The organism is Bradyrhizobium sp. UFLA05-89 (genome assembly GCF_059803475.1).
In genome coordinates this window covers 1-14,375 of record NZ_JBANBA010000162.1, presented here as the reverse complement: position 1 = coordinate 14,375, position 14,375 = coordinate 1, and the positions used below count along the sequence as shown (strand labels likewise).

Below are 14,375 nucleotides of genomic sequence, written 5' to 3'. Positions count from 1 at the left end.
GGCGTTCGAGGGGTGTCCACACCCTCACCGCCGCTTACCCCAGTCGCCGCTTACCCCATAGCATCTGGATCGCCCGCCCCGGGGCGCAATTGCGCACAAGGCGGGCGATGACAGCGAGAGTGCGACAAGCGCGTCTTCCACACTCGCGATGGCTGAGTCCGTAGTTCTCCGGTCTGCGGTGTCGCTATGGTCCATCTCAGCGTCGCACCCCGACAATTCGAGCGGTCTCCAGCGCCCCATTTGAACCTCCTTCCGTTTCACTGCGTCAAATTCGCGCAATTTGGCTGTGCCGGCGCGGTTCGCGCCGGAGTGAAGGGGCGAGAGATATCGAATGCTGGATCCAGCGAAGCCGCCGGGCATCTTCATTCATCAGTATACTGGGCTGCCGCACGGCCCGGCGTTCGAGCACTGGCGTGAGCGGGCTTTCGGATCGTGCGGGCTCGACGTCGCGCCCAGCCGCGGCGACAGCATCGATTGCCGACTGCAGGTCAGCCTGGTCGGCAACATCGTGCTCGGAATTCCCGAAGGCGCCTCCGCGCAGTTCTCGCGCACGCGAGAAGGCCTCGCCGACGGCTGTGACGATCTCGTGCTGATTTCCGCGCATTCGGGTCTCGTCCGCGTCCAGCAGAACGGCCACACCATCGAGCTCGTGCCGTCGCAGATGGTGCTCGCCGATCTCAGCGTCACCGGCACCGTCGGCCATACCGAGCAGGATCGTTTCACCACCATTCGCATGCCGCGCCGCGCGCTGCTCGAGATCAATCCGCGCGCCGAGGAGAAGATCTCGCAACTCCTCTCCGACGGTGCGGTCGCCGAAACCATCACGCGCTATCATGCGCTCGCCGCCAATCACGCGCCGCATCTCGATGCGGTTGGCCAGCGCCTCACCGCGCAGCACATGGTCGATCTCGTTGGCCTCCTGCTCGGTACCGATGCGGAGCATGCCGCGCTTGCCCGCGGTCGCGGCCACGCCGCCGCGCGTCTCGATCTGATGCGCGCCGACGTGATGTCGGCGCTGGGGCGCAGCGATCTCAGCCTGTCGGAAATCGCCGGACGCTCGGGCCTCAGCCCGCGTCAGGCGCAGCGCCTATTCGAGCAAGCGGGCACCACCTTCACCGAGTTCGTGCTCGAGCAGCGCCTGCTGCTCGCGCGAAAGCTGCTGCATGATCCGCGATCGCGCGCACGCAAGATCAGCGACATCGCGCATTCCTCGGGCTTTGCGGATCTGTCCTATTTCAACCGCGCCTTCCGCAAGCGGTTCGGCGCGACTCCGTCGGAGCTGCGCGAGGCGTGATCGCGCCGATGCCTGCAATCATGTCGTGAATTCGCAGCCGGCGCACGCCGCGCGTGAAATTGAGACGTTTTGTCGCCGTCAAAAGCGGTAAAGCGCTTCATCGCGAAGCTGCTTTCGCGCGCCGTGAAACACGCCTGAAACATTCACCTCGCATCATCATCGCATTGACGAGAACCGCGGCGCCGCTTTTCGCACGCAATTGTGCCGCTCGCCGGCGAGCTTCGCAGAAGTTCGAAGCACGTTTTGAAGAAGTCATTTTAGAGGTCACACTGACGTGACCGGGAGGGTCTCATGGGCGGGTTCATTGACCGGCCGTTTGCCCTGTTAGCCTTGCTGATGTCCGCTCTTTCGGCACCGATCGCGTCGGCGCAAACCATTGAGCAGGCTCCGATCAGCCTGGCATTGGCGAGCACCGATGCCGCGATCCTCGACATGCGCCTGTCAAAGCCGCTCTCGCGCGGCGAGGAAGCGGCGCTCAGGCCCAAGGATCGCTTCAGGGAATGCGCGCATTGCCCCGAGATGGTGGTCGTCTCCGACGGCAGCTTCATGATGGGGGCGAGCGCAAGTGAGGTGGGCAGCACCGAGGACGAGCGGCCGCAGCACCAAGTGACGTTGCCGCGCTTCGCTGCAGGACGTTGGCCCGTCAGCGTCGATGAGTGGAGCGCCTGCGTGGCGGCCAAGGCCTGCAATCCTCATCCGACCGAGCCGGAGCACGTGCGCGATCCGGTGAGCGGCATCCTCTGGCAGGAGGCCAGCCACTACGTGCAGTGGCTGTCGCGATTGACGGGGCGTCCCTATCGGCTCCTGAGCGAAGCCGAGCGCGAATATGTCGCGCGCGGCGGCACGACCACCGCCTTTTGGTGGGGCGATGGCGCCGATCCGCATCTGGCCGATATCGCGGCCGCCGATCTGGTCGCCGATATCGGCATCGTGACGATCGCGACCACGGCATCCACGCTGCCATCGGCTAATCCCTTCGGCCTCTTCGAGGTCCATGGCAGCGTCTACGACTGGGTCGAGGATTGTTGGCACGACAACTACGTTGGCGCGCCGAATGATGGCTCGGCGTGGATCACGGATGATTGCAGAGGCCACGTTCTGCGCGGCGGCGCCTTCAGCCGCGCGCTCCAGACCCGCCGCTCCGCCGCGCGCCTTTGGTTTGGCCCGCCGAACCGGATGAGCTATATGAGTGTGCGCGTGGCGCGGACGCTCGGGCCGTAGGCTGCGCAGGCAGGACTAGGGCAGCAGGACTTGGGATGGCGCGTGTCATTGTGCTCGGTGCCGGGTTCGCGGGGCTATGGGCCGCCATCGGCGCTGCGCGCAAGCGCGACGAGATCGGTGCGGCCGGCAGCGACATCGAGATCCTCGTCATCGACCGCAATCCCTATCACAACATCCGCGTGCGCAATTACGAGGTGGATCTGAGCAAGGTTGCTCTTCCGCTTTCAGAATTGCTCGATCCCGTCGGTGTCGGTCACAGACTCGGTGACGTCGAAGCTATCGAGGTGGCGAAAGGCAGCGTCACCATTGCCGCGAATGGCGCGCGCGAAACCCTCGCCTATGATCGGCTGGTGCTGGCGCTCGGCAGTGAGGTGCCGCGGCCGAATATTCCAGGGCTCGCCGAGTACGCATTCGACGTCGACACTTTTGCCGCAGCCGGAAAGCTTGAAAACCATCTCGACGCGCTTGGCCGCAGCGCGCTGGCGCAGGGGCGAACGACGGCGTTGGTGGTCGGCGCCGGCTTCACCGGTATCGAGGTCGCCGCCGAGATGCCGGACCGGTTCGCGCGGGCCGGCATCGCCGGCGGCCGTGTCATCCTGGTCGATCCGAACCCGGTTGTCGGCGCGACCATCGGCGAGCGGGCCCGTCCCGTCATCAACGAGGCGCTCGCAGCGCTCGATGTCGAGACCCGTCTCGGCGTGCGGGTCGAGGCGATGGATGCGGCCGGCGTCCGCTTGAGCTCCGGCGAAGTCATTCCGACGCAGACGGTGATCTGGTGCGCCGGCATGCGCGCGAGCCCGATTGCGTCGACGCTTCCGGTCGAACGGGACCGTCTGGGTCGCATCCTGGTCGATCCCTTTATGCGCATCGCCGATCTCCCCCATATCTTCGCCGCCGGCGATGTCGCCTCGAGCGTGGTCGACGGGCTGCATCCGACCGTGATGTCCTGCCAGTTCGCCCGCCCCATGGGCCGCTTCGCCGGCCACAATGTGGTCGCCGATCTCGTCGGCCAGCCGCTGCTGCCGCTGCAGATCGACTGGTATGTGACGGTGCTCGATCTCGGCGGCTGGGGCGCGCTCTATACTGAAGGCTGGGACAGAGAGGTGCGCACGACAGGCGCTGCGGCGAAAGCGACGAAGCACATCATCAATCACCAGCGCATCTACCCGCCGCTCACCGGCAGGAAAGAAGATCTGTTCGCCGCTGCCGCGCCGACGGTGCAGGCACCGCCGCCGAGGAAATAACCGCGCCCGCCGCCTTCTCCGTGTCATCGTCCGCGAATGCGGACGATTAAGTATTCCAGAGACAGCGCGAGGTTACGGAGAAGCCGCGGCGTACTGGATTCCCCGCTTTCGCGGGGAATGACGGTGGTGGGTGGGGAGATGTAGCGTGCCGTCTCGGCGGCGATCGTCGCCCGCAGGGAAAATCAGCACCCCAGACATGAGAAAGCGCCCGTGGGGGGCGGGCGCTTTCTGTAGTCGACTTGGGGTTGGGGTCGTCTACATATCCACATGGCGACTTTGGGGGGCTGGTAAAGAGCCACGTGAATTCCTGAATTCCGTTCAATCTCCTTAGCGAACGAGTGAAGCGTTCGAACTGGTGATCACAACCGGCTTGCCGGCCTTGATGACGCGGGCGGTCTGGGTCGTGCCGTCATCGGAACCCGATCGCGCCGTGATGCCGAGGCCCGCCACCGCGACGCCAACAACGAGGGCGACGACCACGATCTTGAGATGGGTCGATCGATCCGCGCTGTAGATCGAGTGGTTCATGGAAGCCTCCTGCCGCCATCTACCGAAGTAGTCGCCGGCTTCATCGGCGAGGTTCATGCCTTCGGTGCCCAACAACCTAGTATTGGGTGGATTCGTTCCCAAGGGGCGATCACAAGGGCGTGAAAACACGTGAACGATCGCGATCGAAAAATCGCGATCGTGAGTATTTATTAAGGTAACTCAGTCCGTTAGCTAAGTGGTAGGTAGTTCCTGAACCATATCAGCGGGTTGCCCAAAAACTACAAAAACCAGTTGCCTGTGGCGAAAAAACACAGACGGAACTCTAGCAAATCAGAAGCAAATCAGATGCTTCCGACCGTTTTCAGCCGCGCCCGCGGATGGATTTCCGCCTGCGACAGCACGGTGGTTTGGGCGCGGAACCGCTCCACCAGGGAGCGCACGAAGGGACGAATTGCCGCAGAGGTGACCAGCACCGGCGCCTCGCCCTCACGTGCCGCACGCTCGAAGGCCTCGCGCACGGCGGTCATGAACTCCGAGAGTTTCGAGGGCTGCATCGCGAGGCTGCGCTCCTCGCCCTGGCCGATGATGGATTCGGCAAAGGCCTGTTCCCACTTCGCCGACAGCGCGATCAGCGGCAGGTAGCCGTTATAGGAAGTGTTCTGCGCGCAGATCTGCCGGGCGAGGCGGGCGCGGACATGCTCGACCATGGTCGCGGGATTGCGCGAGAAGGCGAGCGAGTCGGCGATGCCTTCAAGAATGGTCGAAAGATCACGGATCGAGATGCGTTCGGCGAGCAGGAGTTGCAGCACGCGCTGGATGCCGGAGATGGTGACTTGCCCCGGCACGATGTCCTTGACCAGCTCGCTCTGCTCCTTCGGTAGCTCCTTGAGCAGCTTTTGCACCTCACCATAGGACAAGAGATCAGACATATTCGTCTTGAGCAGTTCGGTGAGGTGGGTGGAAAGCACGGTCGCGGCGTCGACGACGGTGTAGCCCTTGAGCGAAGCCTCTTCCTTGAGGCTGGCATCGATCCAGGTCGCGGGCAGGCCGAACGTCGGTTCAGTGGTGTGGATGCCTGGCACCTGCACCTGGTTGCCCGCGGGGTCCATCACCATGAACTGGTTCGGCCAGATCTTGCCGGTGCCTGCGTCGACCTCCTTGATCTTGATGATGTAGGTGTTTGCTTCGAGTTGGACGTTGTCCAGGATACGGACAGCCGGCATCACAAAACCCATCTCGATGGCAAGCGAGCGGCGCAGCGCCTTGATCTGCTCGGTGAGGCGGTCGGTACCGTCGGGTCCGTTGACCAGCGGCAGGAGCGCATAGCCAAGCTCGATCTTGAGATCGTCGATCTTGAGCGCTGCCGAGATCGGCTCCTCCGCCGCGGCGGCGCCGGGCGCGCCCGGCGTTCCGGGGGCAGGAGCGGCCTTGGCGGCCGCCTCGGCCCTGGCCGTGCTCCGCTTGTGGTTGCGCGCCGACCAGGCGAGCGCGCCGGCGCCGGCGCCCAACGCGAGGAAAGGGATGGTCGGGATGCCCGGCAGAATCGCCAGCACGATCATCACTGCCGACGACATCGCGAGCGCCTGCGGATAGCCGGAGAACTGCCTCATCAGCGCCTTGTCGGCGGCCCCGGAGACGCCGGCCTTTGAGACGAGCAAGCCGGCCGCGGTCGAGACGATCAGCGCCGGCACCTGGGTGACGAGGCCGTCGCCGACGGTCAGCAGCGTGTAGCTGCGCCCGGCGTCGGCGAAGGAGAGGCCCTGTTGCGCGACGCCGATAATCATGCCGCCGACGACGTTGATGAAGACGATCAGAAGACCGGCGATGGCGTCACCGCGGACGAATTTCGAGGCACCGTCCATGGCGCCGAAGAAGCCGCTTTCGTCCTCCAGCGCCTTGCGGCGCTCCTTGGCGACCTTCTCGTCGATCAGGCCTGCGGACAGATCGGCGTCGATCGCCATCTGCTTGCCCGGCATGGCATCGAGGTGGAAGCGCGCCGCGACCTCGGCGATGCGGCCCGAACCCTTGGTGATGACGACGAAGTTGACGATGATCAGGATGGCAAAGACGATGATGCCGATGACGAAATTGCCGCCCATCACGAAGTTGCCGAAGGCTTCGATGACGTGGCCCGCCGCATCCGTGCCCTCATGGCCGCGCGACAGGATCAGGCGGGTCGAAGCCATGTTGAGCGAGAGCCTCAGCATGGTCGAGATCAAGAGGATGGTCGGGAAGGCGGAGAATTCCAGCGGCGCCTGGATGAATAGCGAGGTCATCAGGATCAGGATCGAGAGCGTGATCGAGATCGCCAGGAAGAGGTCGAGCACGATCGAGGGCAGCGGCAGGATCAGCACCACCAGGATGGTGAGGATGCCGAGCGCCAGCGCAATGTCGCCGCGCTTGAGGATGTTGCCGATCTCGGTGAGGGAGGGGAGGCCGGGCTTCGGGCTGCCCACGCCTTGACCTGCAGTGACGTCGACCATCGTTGCTGCCTCCCCGCGCGATTGCCGCCCACGCGCGCCAAACGTCTGCGCGGCGGCCGATGGGCCACCGTTCCGAAAGTGAGGCACCGCACTGGCGTCCACGGGAGCTCCCGTTTTACGCGGCCGACGACACTCGACTTCACCCGGCAATTTTTGCCCGGTGTATGGTTAGCAAAGGGTTAACGAGAGGGACGGGGAAGGGATCAAAACGCGGCGTCATTCCGGGTTCGGCTCTTCGAGCCGCCCCCGGAATGATGGTGGTTGTGGCAGGCGCCCTACTTCGCCTTCTGCATCTTGGTCACCGTATACCCCGACGCCGCCTCCTCGGCCTCGAAGGTGACCCTGTCGCCGATCTTGACCTGCTTCAGCACCGCCGGGTCCTTGACGCGGTAGACCATGGTCATCGGCTCATCCATGCCGAGGCTTTTGGCCGGTCCGTGCTTGAGCGTGATCTTGCCTGCGCCCTCGTCGATCTTCTTGACCTCGCCGCTGATCGCGGCGCCCTCGGCAGCGAGCGCGCCGAGAGACAGGCCGATGCTCAGCGCCAGAGCGGCGGCGATGCGGTTCATGGGAGTCTCCATTGCTCACTTCACGATGACACGGCCGACCATGCCGTAGTCACGGTGGTCGGGAATCAGGCAGGAAAATTCGAACGTACCGGCCTTGGTGAATTTCCAGACGATCTCGGTCGTCTTGCCCGGCGCCAGCCTCACGCCGTTGGGGTCGTCGTGCTCCATATGCGGATGCTTCTTCATCACCTCGGCATGCGCGAGATTTTCCTTCGTGGTGGCGAGCAGGAATTCGTGGTCCTCCTTGCCGACGTTGCGCAGCACGAAGCGGATTTGCTCGCCACGCTTGACGATGATGCGCGAGGGTTCATAGGCCATCTCGCTCAGCGCGATCTCGATGATGCGCGCCGGCTTGTTGGGATCGCCGGGCTCGCCGGCCGAAAAGCTCTCATGGGCATGATGCTCGTGTGCGAGTGCAGGCGCGGCCAAAAGCGAAAGTGCGGCAAGTAGGATCATTGTCGTCTTCTTCATCTTGTTCTCCAGTTGCTGGTCGTCGAAACGTTCGTTCACATCTTCATTTTCTTCATCGGTGCGTTCTGCTGCCGTGCCGGCTCCGCGGCCGGTGATGCGACCTCATAGGCGACGGTGCCTTGCGGGAATTGATAGGGACCGGGATCGCTATAATCGTCGCGCGCCATGCCTTCGCGGATCTTCATCACTGTGAACATGCCGCCCATCTCGATCGGCCCGAACTGGCCTGAGCCCATCATCATCGGCAGCGTGTTGTTGGGCGCGGGCATCTCCATGTTGCCCATCGCCATGCCCGACTGGCCCATCACCATGGCGTCGGGCGCGAGCTTGCCGACCGCACGCGCGAGATCCTTCTTCGAGACGCCGATGAGATTGCGCATGTCATGGCCCATCGCGTTCATGGTGTGATGCGACTTGTGGCAGTGGAACGCCCAGTCGCCGGGATTGTCGGCGAGAACGTCGAACACGCGCACGGCGCCGACCGGCACGTCGGTCGTCGTCTCCGGATATTGCGCGCTCTCGGGAATCCAGCCGCCGTCGGTGCAGGTCACCGCAAAGCTGTGGCCGTGCAGATGGATTGGATGGTTGGTCATGCTGAGATTGCCGATGCGCACGCGCACCTTGTCGCCGAGCCGCACGGCTAAGGGATCGATGCCGGGAAATACCCGCGAATTCCAGGTCCACATGTTGAAATCGGTCATCTCGTTGACCTTTGGCAAATAAGTGCCGGGGTCGACGCGATAGGTGCTCATCACGAAGACGAAGTCGCGGTCGGCGGGCCGGAAATCCTGATCGCGCGGATGCACGACGACCATGCCCATCATGCCCATCGCCATCTGCACCATCTCGTCAGAATGCGGGTGGTACATGAAGGTCCCGCTCTTCTTCATCTCGAACTCGTAGACGAAGGTCTTGCCGGGCGGGATGTGCGGCTGATTGAGCCCGCCGACGCCGTCCATGCCGCTCGGCACGATCATGCCGTGCCAGTGCACCGTGGTGTATTCGGGCAATTTGTTCGTGACGAAGATGCGGACCTTGTCGCCCTCGACGGCTTCGATGGTCGGGCCCGGCGACTGGCCGTTATAGCCCCAGAGGTTGACCTTCATGCCTTCGGCGAATTCGCGCACCACGGGCTCGGCGACGAGATGGAATTCCTTCCAGTCACCGTTCATGCGGAACGGGAGCGTCCAGCCATTCAGCGTGACGACGGGGCGATAGTCGGGCCCGCTGGCCGGATGCAACGGCGGCTGCATCACCACCTTGTCCATGTGCGGGGCTTCCGGAATCGATGCGGCCTGAATGCGGCCGCTGATCGCTGACGCGCTTGCAAGTGCGGCGGTGCCTAAAAATCCTCTGCGGGAATACATGCTGGCCTCCATCTCAGTGCCCGCCATCGGCAGGCGCTGCCGCGGCGATGGTCGTCGAATTGTCGCTGCCGCCCGCAGGCGCTCCGCCGCCGTTGACGACGGTCTGCAAATCGGACTGCGTAAGGAAGAATTTTTGCTTCGCGTCGATCGCCCCGCGCAGCGAGGCGAGGCGCTGGCGTGCCTCGGTCAGAAGCGCAAAAATATCGACCTGCATGCTGGAGAAGCGAAGCTGCATCTCCTCGGTGATGATCTTGCGCAGGGGCAGGATCTCGCGCTGGTAGTGGCTGGCGATGTCGTAGGTCGAGCGGTAGACGCGATAAGCATCGCGTGCTTCCGAGCGCACGTTGACCGCCCGCTCGGTGAGGCGATTGAAGGCGAGATTGTAGGTCTCGGACGCCTGCCGCACCCGCACCTCGCCACCGTCGAAGATCGGGATCTGGAACTGCACGTCGAAGCCGCGCTCGCGGAATGGCGCGCCTTCAGGATCCCGCGTGCGGCGGGAGATGCCGGCGAGATCGAGCAGCGTGACGAAGCGCGTCGCCTCCGTAAGATTGAGCGACTTTGCCAGCGCCGTGAGCTCGAGCCGCGCGATCTGCAGGTCGATGCGATGGGCGACCGCATCGGTCTCGATCGAGGGTAGCGCGAGCGTCCGGCGCGGCAGCGGCGGCAACGTATTGGGCAGGCGGAAGTCGAGGCCGTCGTCCCACAGCCCCATCAGCCGCGCGAGCCGCTCCCGCGCGCTCGTTGCCGCCTGGCGGGCGGTGGCGAGATCGGCGGTGGTCTCGGCATAAAACACCTGCTCGCGGGCCTGATCGAGCTTGTTGATCGAGCCGGTCTCGCCGAGCTTCACGGCGAGTTGCGCGGTGGACTCCGCCGTCGACTTCGCATCGGTCAGCAGTGCCGCCATCTCGTTGGCGGCAACGGCGCGGACATAGGCGCGCCGCGTGTCAGTTGCGAGCCGCAGTGTTGCCAGCGCCGCACGCAGCTGCGCCTGACGGAAACGGTCGCGGGCGATCTCGGAACGGAACGGCAGCATCGCCAGCGCCAGTATGTCGCCGACCACCTGCCGCTCGACCTCGCTGGCGCCATTGCCCGAAATCCGCGAGACCAAGAAGGCCGGATTCGGCGGCAGGCTTTGCTCGACGAGATCGGTCTCGGCCAGCGCCAGCTCGTTATAGGCTGCTTGCAGCCCCTTGTTGTTGAGCAGCGCGATCTGCACGGCGGCATCCGCGCTCAGCGCGCGCGACAGCAGGCGGCGAACGCCGTCGTTGACTGCGTCGGCCCCCTCGGCCGTCCGCACGAAAGCGACATCCTTGTTGATGGTCCGGCTGGTCAGGTCCGCGACGGTGCTCATGCCGCTGTCCGGCGAGAACGCAGCGCAGCCGGAAAGGCCAAGCGCGGCGAATGCGAGCAGGCCGCGCGCGAATGGGTGTGCCACGGCGCTCTCCTACCGATCCGACTTCGTTGGCGGCGCGACACTGTCGTTGCGCTCGCGCCATGGCGCAGGCGTCGCGGGTCGCAGGCTGCTGTAAGGCGCGATCGTCGAACGATAATCGACGCGCGCGGCTTTCGCTGCGGGATCGGCAGGATCAGCGCTCGCGTGCGGCGCTGTTGTCGCGGGCATGCAGCCGGACAACGCGAGCGCCGTTGTAGCCAGGATCGGCCAGATGAATCCAAAGTGCCGTCCGCGCGCCGCAGATGCGGCGGCAAACCTCGCCCCGGGAAGCGTAAGCATGGGTAATCCCTGATCTGTCTGATGACCACGAGCCCGTGCGCGCAAAATGCGCGAGGCCTCACGTCGTGACGTCAGATCAGGCGATGGGAGGACGGTAGAGCAGGGGCGGCGCCTCGCTGTGCAGGCTCACCGCGATCTCGGGCGCACAGGCCGAGATCGGCTGGACCGGCTTGACGACGTCGGGCAGGGTGGCCGGCAGCGCGCTCGCGCACATCATCGCGCAGCAGGGGCCAGGTGTGCCCTTGCCGTCATGATGATGTTGTGCGGGCGCATCCTGCGCAACGGTCTGGTGATGCGCATGCGCAGCGGCGTGATCATGGCCGCCGTCGGCGTGCATCTGGCTCGCGCCGTGATGGTGCTCCGGCGCGAGAACGACGGTCTGCAGATCATCGCCAAGGCACGGCGCGGCACTGCTGCCCCAGGCAAGGGCTGCTGCCGGCGCGAGAACGCAGAACAGATAGGCGAGGGCGACGAACCGCCCCACCTTGATCCGCATCGATCGCGTCAATTGCAACAACATCCCGTCACATGCCCTCGCGCGGCAATGATGCACACGCAGATTACAAAGTAATGGCAAAGCCTGGTTCCGCCAAGCTCTTCCTACCGCAGTGCACCGCGCATGCCCAACATCGTAGCATGATGCTTGACCGCAAGGCGGTCACCGAAGAAGGTCGCGCCGTGCACGCGCCAAATCACCCGCAACGTCCGGCCGGCTTCACCCCTGATTCGCGTCAGGCCTGGGTGCGGCTCGTGCTTGCGCTCGTGATCGGGTCGATCGGCGCTGTCGGCATGTGGGCGGTCGTGGTCGTGATCCCCGTCGTGCAGGCCGAATTCGCAGCCACGCGCGGCGCGGTGTCGCTGGCCTTCACGCTCATGATGTTCGGCTTCGGCCTTGGTGGCGTGATCGCGGGCAAGATCACCGATCGCTTCGGCATCGTGCCGGCGATGGCGATCAGCATCGCCTTTCTCGGCGTCGCCAACGTGCTGGCCGGGGTGTCGACCCAGCTCTGGCAGTTCGTGGCGGTGTATTTCCTGATCGGGCTCGGGACATCAGCGACTTTTGCGCCGCTGATGGCGGAAGCCTCGCACTGGTTCGAGCGCTATCGCGGCCTCGCTGTGACGATCGTGGCAAGCGGCAATTACATCGCGGGCGCGATGTGGCCGCCGATCGTGAACTGGGGCGTGCAGACCGCCGGCTGGCGCATGACCCACATTGGAATTGGCATCGTCTGCGCGAGCACGATGGCGATGCTGGTGCTGATCCTGCGCGCCCAGATCGGCGACGACAAGGTTCGCAATCACGCCAACGCGCCGCCGCCGCGCGTCGATCTCGGGCTGTCGACCAACACGTTGACGGTGCTGCTGTCGATCGCCTCGATCTCCTGCTGCGTGGCGATGGCGATGCCGCAGGTCCACATCGTCGCCTATTGCGGCGACCTCGGCTACGGCGTGGCGCGCGGCGCGGAGATGCTGTCGCTGATGATGGGCTGCGGCATCGTCAGCCGGATCGGTTCCGGCTACCTCGCCGACAAGATCGGTGGCATCCGTACGCTGCTGGTCGGATCGCTGGCGCAATGTTTTGCGCTCGTCTTCTATTTGTTCTTCGACAGCCTGACCTCGCTCTTTCTGATTTCCGCGATGTTCGGCCTGTTCCAGGGCGGCATCGTGCCGAGCTACGCCATCATCGTGCGCGAGGCGATGCCGGCCAGCGAAGCGGCGACCCGCGTCGGCATCGTGATCTTCGCCTCCGTGTTCGGCATGTCCTTCGGCGGCTGGATCTCCGGCGTGATCTTTGATGCCACCGGCTCCTACGCCGCCGCCTTCGCCAACGGCGTGGCGTGGAATGCGCTCAACATCGGCATCGTCGCGCTGCTCCTGATCCGCTCGCGCATGAAACGCGGCGAAGGCCGGACCGGGGTTTGCGACCTGACGCGGGAGCGGCCCCGATGGCGCTCTCCATCAAAATCTGAAAAACAACCCCATGCACAGTACGTGACGCCCGCCGGACGTGATTGCGGATTTACAGAAATTAGCTTGACGCGTCGGGCAAATCAGGGGTAAAAGAGGATCATCGCGCAATCTGCCTTCACCTGGGCGGCCTTTTCCAAAGCAACGGGCGCGGCGCAAACCCGAGCTTCGCTTTAGCGCGGCTATTGGAGGCACCCGTCAGCTTCGTATGGTAGTAGACCGCTTCCTCGCCCACGGTCTTCAGCGCCTCTTCCACGCTCACCCGTGACGGCTCGGGTGCATCGACCCAGCGGGCGAAGGCCGGCAGCCATTCGGAGATGGACAGCGGATCGTCGTCCACGACGTTATAGATCCCGGGTTCAGCTCTCACTGAGGCAACCGTTGCGGCGACCGCGTCATCGATGTGGACGAAGGACCAGACGGCGTTGCCTTCGCCGATGATCGCCAACTCGCGATTACGCACCTGCTCGGCGATGGCTCCGTCCGGGCGGTACCACGTGCCGGGACCGTAGAAGAAGCCATAGCGCAAAACCACGCCCTCCAGGGCTGCCGACGCCAGGACACGATCCTCATACGCTCCGATGGCGCGCGTGCTCTCGCCGATCTCGCCGGGCGCGTGATAGCGGAGTTTGGCGGTCTCGTCGGCGAGTTGTCCTCGGGGAGCATCGAGGTAAAAGCCACGCGACTGCAGGATGTAGCGCCTGACGCCGAGCTCGTTGGCCGCAGCGAGTAGATTCCTCCCGCCCTCACGGTGAAGGCGGGTATCATTGGGCATGGACTTGATGGTGTCGGCGGGATTGGCGGGAAGCCAGGTCAATTGGTCAATCACCGCATCCGGCGCCGCCGCCTCGATCGCATCGCGTACTGCCTTCGGATCGAATGCGTCAGCGGCGGAGGCCGAGGCGCCAAGTTCGCGGAGACGGTCTGCGCCCGGACCGGCGCGTGTCATGCCGGTCACCTGATGACCAAGCGTGCATAGCGCCCGCACAAGCGGAAGGCCCACGGCGCCGGTCGCGCCAGCAACGAATATCTTCATAACGAAGCTCCCTGGCTGCTCGCGCTCCGACGCACGCGCTCATGTTCGAGTATTGCCTGCGGCGTTTTCCGGAAGCTGATGGCGATCCGGTTGTAGGCATTCATCAGGCCGATTGCGATCGTGAGATCGACCAGTTCCTTTTCCGCAAAGACTGTGTACGCGGCCCGGAAAGCCTCAACACCCACGCCGGTCTCCGAGACGCGAGTCACGGTTTCGGCCCAAGCAAGCGCGGCACGCTCACGCGGACTGAAGAGATCGCCGGATTCGGCCCAGGCCTGCACCAGCGCGAGCTTCTCGACTTTTACGCCTCTCTTGATGAGGTCGCGGGTGTGCATGTCGAGGCAGTAGGCACAGTTGTTGATCTGCGAGACACGCAAATATACGAGTTCAACCAGCTCGGCGGGAAGCTCTGCATGACATAGCCATAGACGCCGCCGAGCGCCTTTAGGCCGTTCGGAGCGATCTCGTCGTAGTCGATGCGTTTGGTCATTGTTGTTC

At 64.4% G+C, this 14,375-nt stretch carries 14 protein-coding genes and 1 pseudogene; 5 read left to right on the top strand and 10 right to left on the bottom strand.

What is annotated here, in order from left to right:
• The first annotated feature begins 334 nt into the window (after positions 1 to 334).
• From SO139_RS42805 to SO139_RS42790, 4 genes are read left to right on the top strand one after another with little or no spacing between them, the layout of a single operon-like run.
• Positions 335 to 1,294: a helix-turn-helix transcriptional regulator gene (locus SO139_RS42805; protein WP_449383591.1), complete on the top strand. Its 960-nt coding sequence runs from the start codon at positions 335 to 337 to the stop codon at positions 1,292 to 1,294.
• 53 nt (positions 1,295 to 1,347) lie between these two features.
• Complete coding sequence (locus SO139_RS42800) at positions 1,348 to 1,572, top strand: hypothetical protein (protein ID WP_498541926.1); 225 nt, start codon at positions 1,348 to 1,350, stop codon at positions 1,570 to 1,572.
• Between the two features lie 13 nt (positions 1,573 to 1,585).
• Entirely contained in the window at positions 1,586 to 2,515 is a 930-nt protein-coding gene (locus SO139_RS42795; RefSeq protein WP_498541925.1) for a formylglycine-generating enzyme family protein, read from the top strand.
• 35 nt (positions 2,516 to 2,550) lie between these two features.
• Positions 2,551 to 3,759 (top strand): NAD(P)/FAD-dependent oxidoreductase, encoded by a 1,209-nt coding sequence (locus tag SO139_RS42790; protein ID WP_498541924.1) that lies wholly within the window; start codon positions 2,551 to 2,553, stop codon positions 3,757 to 3,759.
• Positions 3,760 to 4,086: 327 nt separating this feature from the next.
• Here SO139_RS42790 and SO139_RS42785 read toward each other — a convergent pair whose 3' ends face one another.
• The 8 genes from SO139_RS42785 to SO139_RS42750 all read right to left on the bottom strand — a co-directional run bounded on the left by SO139_RS42785 (position 4,087) and on the right by SO139_RS42750 (position 11,369).
• On the bottom strand, positions 4,087 to 4,287 hold the full coding sequence (locus SO139_RS42785) for a hypothetical protein (protein ID WP_449383577.1): 201 nt from the start codon (positions 4,285 to 4,287) through the stop codon (positions 4,087 to 4,089).
• Between the two features lie 302 nt (positions 4,288 to 4,589).
• Positions 4,590 to 6,731 carry a flagellar biosynthesis protein FlhA gene (gene flhA / locus SO139_RS42780; protein WP_449383576.1) on the bottom strand — a complete coding sequence of 714 codons (2,142 nt, stop codon included), beginning with the start codon at positions 6,729 to 6,731 and terminating at the stop codon, positions 4,590 to 4,592.
• A gap of 275 nt (positions 6,732 to 7,006) precedes the next feature.
• A complete protein-coding gene (locus tag SO139_RS42775) occupies positions 7,007 to 7,300 on the bottom strand; it encodes a copper-binding protein (protein ID WP_498541923.1) in 294 nt (97 codons plus the stop codon).
• 15 nt (positions 7,301 to 7,315) lie between these two features.
• Positions 7,316 to 7,771 carry a cupredoxin domain-containing protein gene (locus SO139_RS42770; RefSeq protein ID WP_449383574.1) on the bottom strand — a complete coding sequence of 152 codons (456 nt, stop codon included), beginning with the start codon at positions 7,769 to 7,771 and terminating at the stop codon, positions 7,316 to 7,318.
• Between the two features lie 35 nt (positions 7,772 to 7,806).
• Positions 7,807 to 9,138 carry a multicopper oxidase family protein gene (locus SO139_RS42765; protein ID WP_449383573.1) on the bottom strand — a complete coding sequence of 444 codons (1,332 nt, stop codon included), beginning with the start codon at positions 9,136 to 9,138 and terminating at the stop codon, positions 7,807 to 7,809.
• Between the two features lie 13 nt (positions 9,139 to 9,151).
• Complete coding sequence (locus tag SO139_RS42760; RefSeq protein WP_498541922.1) at positions 9,152 to 10,576, bottom strand: TolC family protein; 1,425 nt, start codon at positions 10,574 to 10,576, stop codon at positions 9,152 to 9,154.
• Positions 10,577 to 10,585: 9 nt separating this feature from the next.
• Positions 10,586 to 10,873 carry a hypothetical protein gene (locus SO139_RS42755; protein WP_449383571.1) on the bottom strand — a complete coding sequence of 96 codons (288 nt, stop codon included), beginning with the start codon at positions 10,871 to 10,873 and terminating at the stop codon, positions 10,586 to 10,588.
• Positions 10,874 to 10,949: 76 nt separating this feature from the next.
• Positions 10,950 to 11,369, bottom strand: coding sequence for a hypothetical protein (locus tag SO139_RS42750; protein ID WP_449383570.1), 420 nt, complete (start codon positions 11,367 to 11,369; stop codon positions 10,950 to 10,952).
• Positions 11,370 to 11,509: 140 nt separating this feature from the next.
• Between SO139_RS42750 and SO139_RS42745 the strand changes: the two genes are divergently transcribed.
• Positions 11,510 to 12,934 (top strand): MFS transporter, encoded by a 1,425-nt coding sequence (locus tag SO139_RS42745; RefSeq protein ID WP_498541921.1) that lies wholly within the window; start codon positions 11,510 to 11,512, stop codon positions 12,932 to 12,934.
• A gap of 25 nt (positions 12,935 to 12,959) precedes the next feature.
• Here SO139_RS42745 and SO139_RS42740 read toward each other — a convergent pair whose 3' ends face one another.
• Together SO139_RS42740 and SO139_RS42735 are read right to left on the bottom strand one after the other, a co-directional pair.
• The gene (locus SO139_RS42740) at positions 12,960 to 13,877 is read right to left on the bottom strand and encodes an NAD-dependent epimerase/dehydratase family protein (RefSeq protein ID WP_449383568.1); all 918 of its coding nucleotides are present in this window, start codon (positions 13,875 to 13,877) and stop codon (positions 12,960 to 12,962) included.
• Positions 13,874 to 14,367: pseudogene (locus SO139_RS42735) on the bottom strand (carboxymuconolactone decarboxylase family protein). The gene SO139_RS42740 and the pseudogene SO139_RS42735 overlap by 4 nt, the downstream one beginning before the upstream one ends.
• Between the last annotated feature and the right edge of the window lie 8 nt (positions 14,368 to 14,375).

What these genes read in the sequence shown, in the direction of transcription:
- SO139_RS42795 (WP_498541925.1), top strand. Translation starts at nt 1,586, where the DNA reads ATGGGCGGGTTCATTGACCGGCCGTTTGCCCTGTTAGCCTTGCTGATG.
- SO139_RS42790 (WP_498541924.1), top strand. Translation starts at nt 2,551, where the DNA reads ATGGCGCGTGTCATTGTGCTCGGTGCCGGGTTCGCGGGGCTATGGGCC.
- SO139_RS42785 (WP_449383577.1), bottom strand. Translation starts at nt 4,287, where the DNA reads ATGAACCACTCGATCTACAGCGCGGATCGATCGACCCATCTCAAGATC.
- flhA (WP_449383576.1), bottom strand. Translation starts at nt 6,731, where the DNA reads ATGGTCGACGTCACTGCAGGTCAAGGCGTGGGCAGCCCGAAGCCCGGC.
- SO139_RS42775 (WP_498541923.1), bottom strand. Translation starts at nt 7,300, where the DNA reads ATGAACCGCATCGCCGCCGCTCTGGCGCTGAGCATCGGCCTGTCTCTC.
- SO139_RS42770 (WP_449383574.1), bottom strand. Translation starts at nt 7,771, where the DNA reads ATGAAGAAGACGACAATGATCCTACTTGCCGCACTTTCGCTTTTGGCC.
- SO139_RS42765 (WP_449383573.1), bottom strand. Translation starts at nt 9,138, where the DNA reads ATGTATTCCCGCAGAGGATTTTTAGGCACCGCCGCACTTGCAAGCGCG.
- SO139_RS42755 (WP_449383571.1), bottom strand. Translation starts at nt 10,873, where the DNA reads ATGCTTACGCTTCCCGGGGCGAGGTTTGCCGCCGCATCTGCGGCGCGC.
- SO139_RS42750 (WP_449383570.1), bottom strand. Translation starts at nt 11,369, where the DNA reads ATGCGGATCAAGGTGGGGCGGTTCGTCGCCCTCGCCTATCTGTTCTGC.
- SO139_RS42745 (WP_498541921.1), top strand. Translation starts at nt 11,510, where the DNA reads ATGATGCTTGACCGCAAGGCGGTCACCGAAGAAGGTCGCGCCGTGCAC.
- SO139_RS42740 (WP_449383568.1), bottom strand. Translation starts at nt 13,877, where the DNA reads ATGAAGATATTCGTTGCTGGCGCGACCGGCGCCGTGGGCCTTCCGCTT.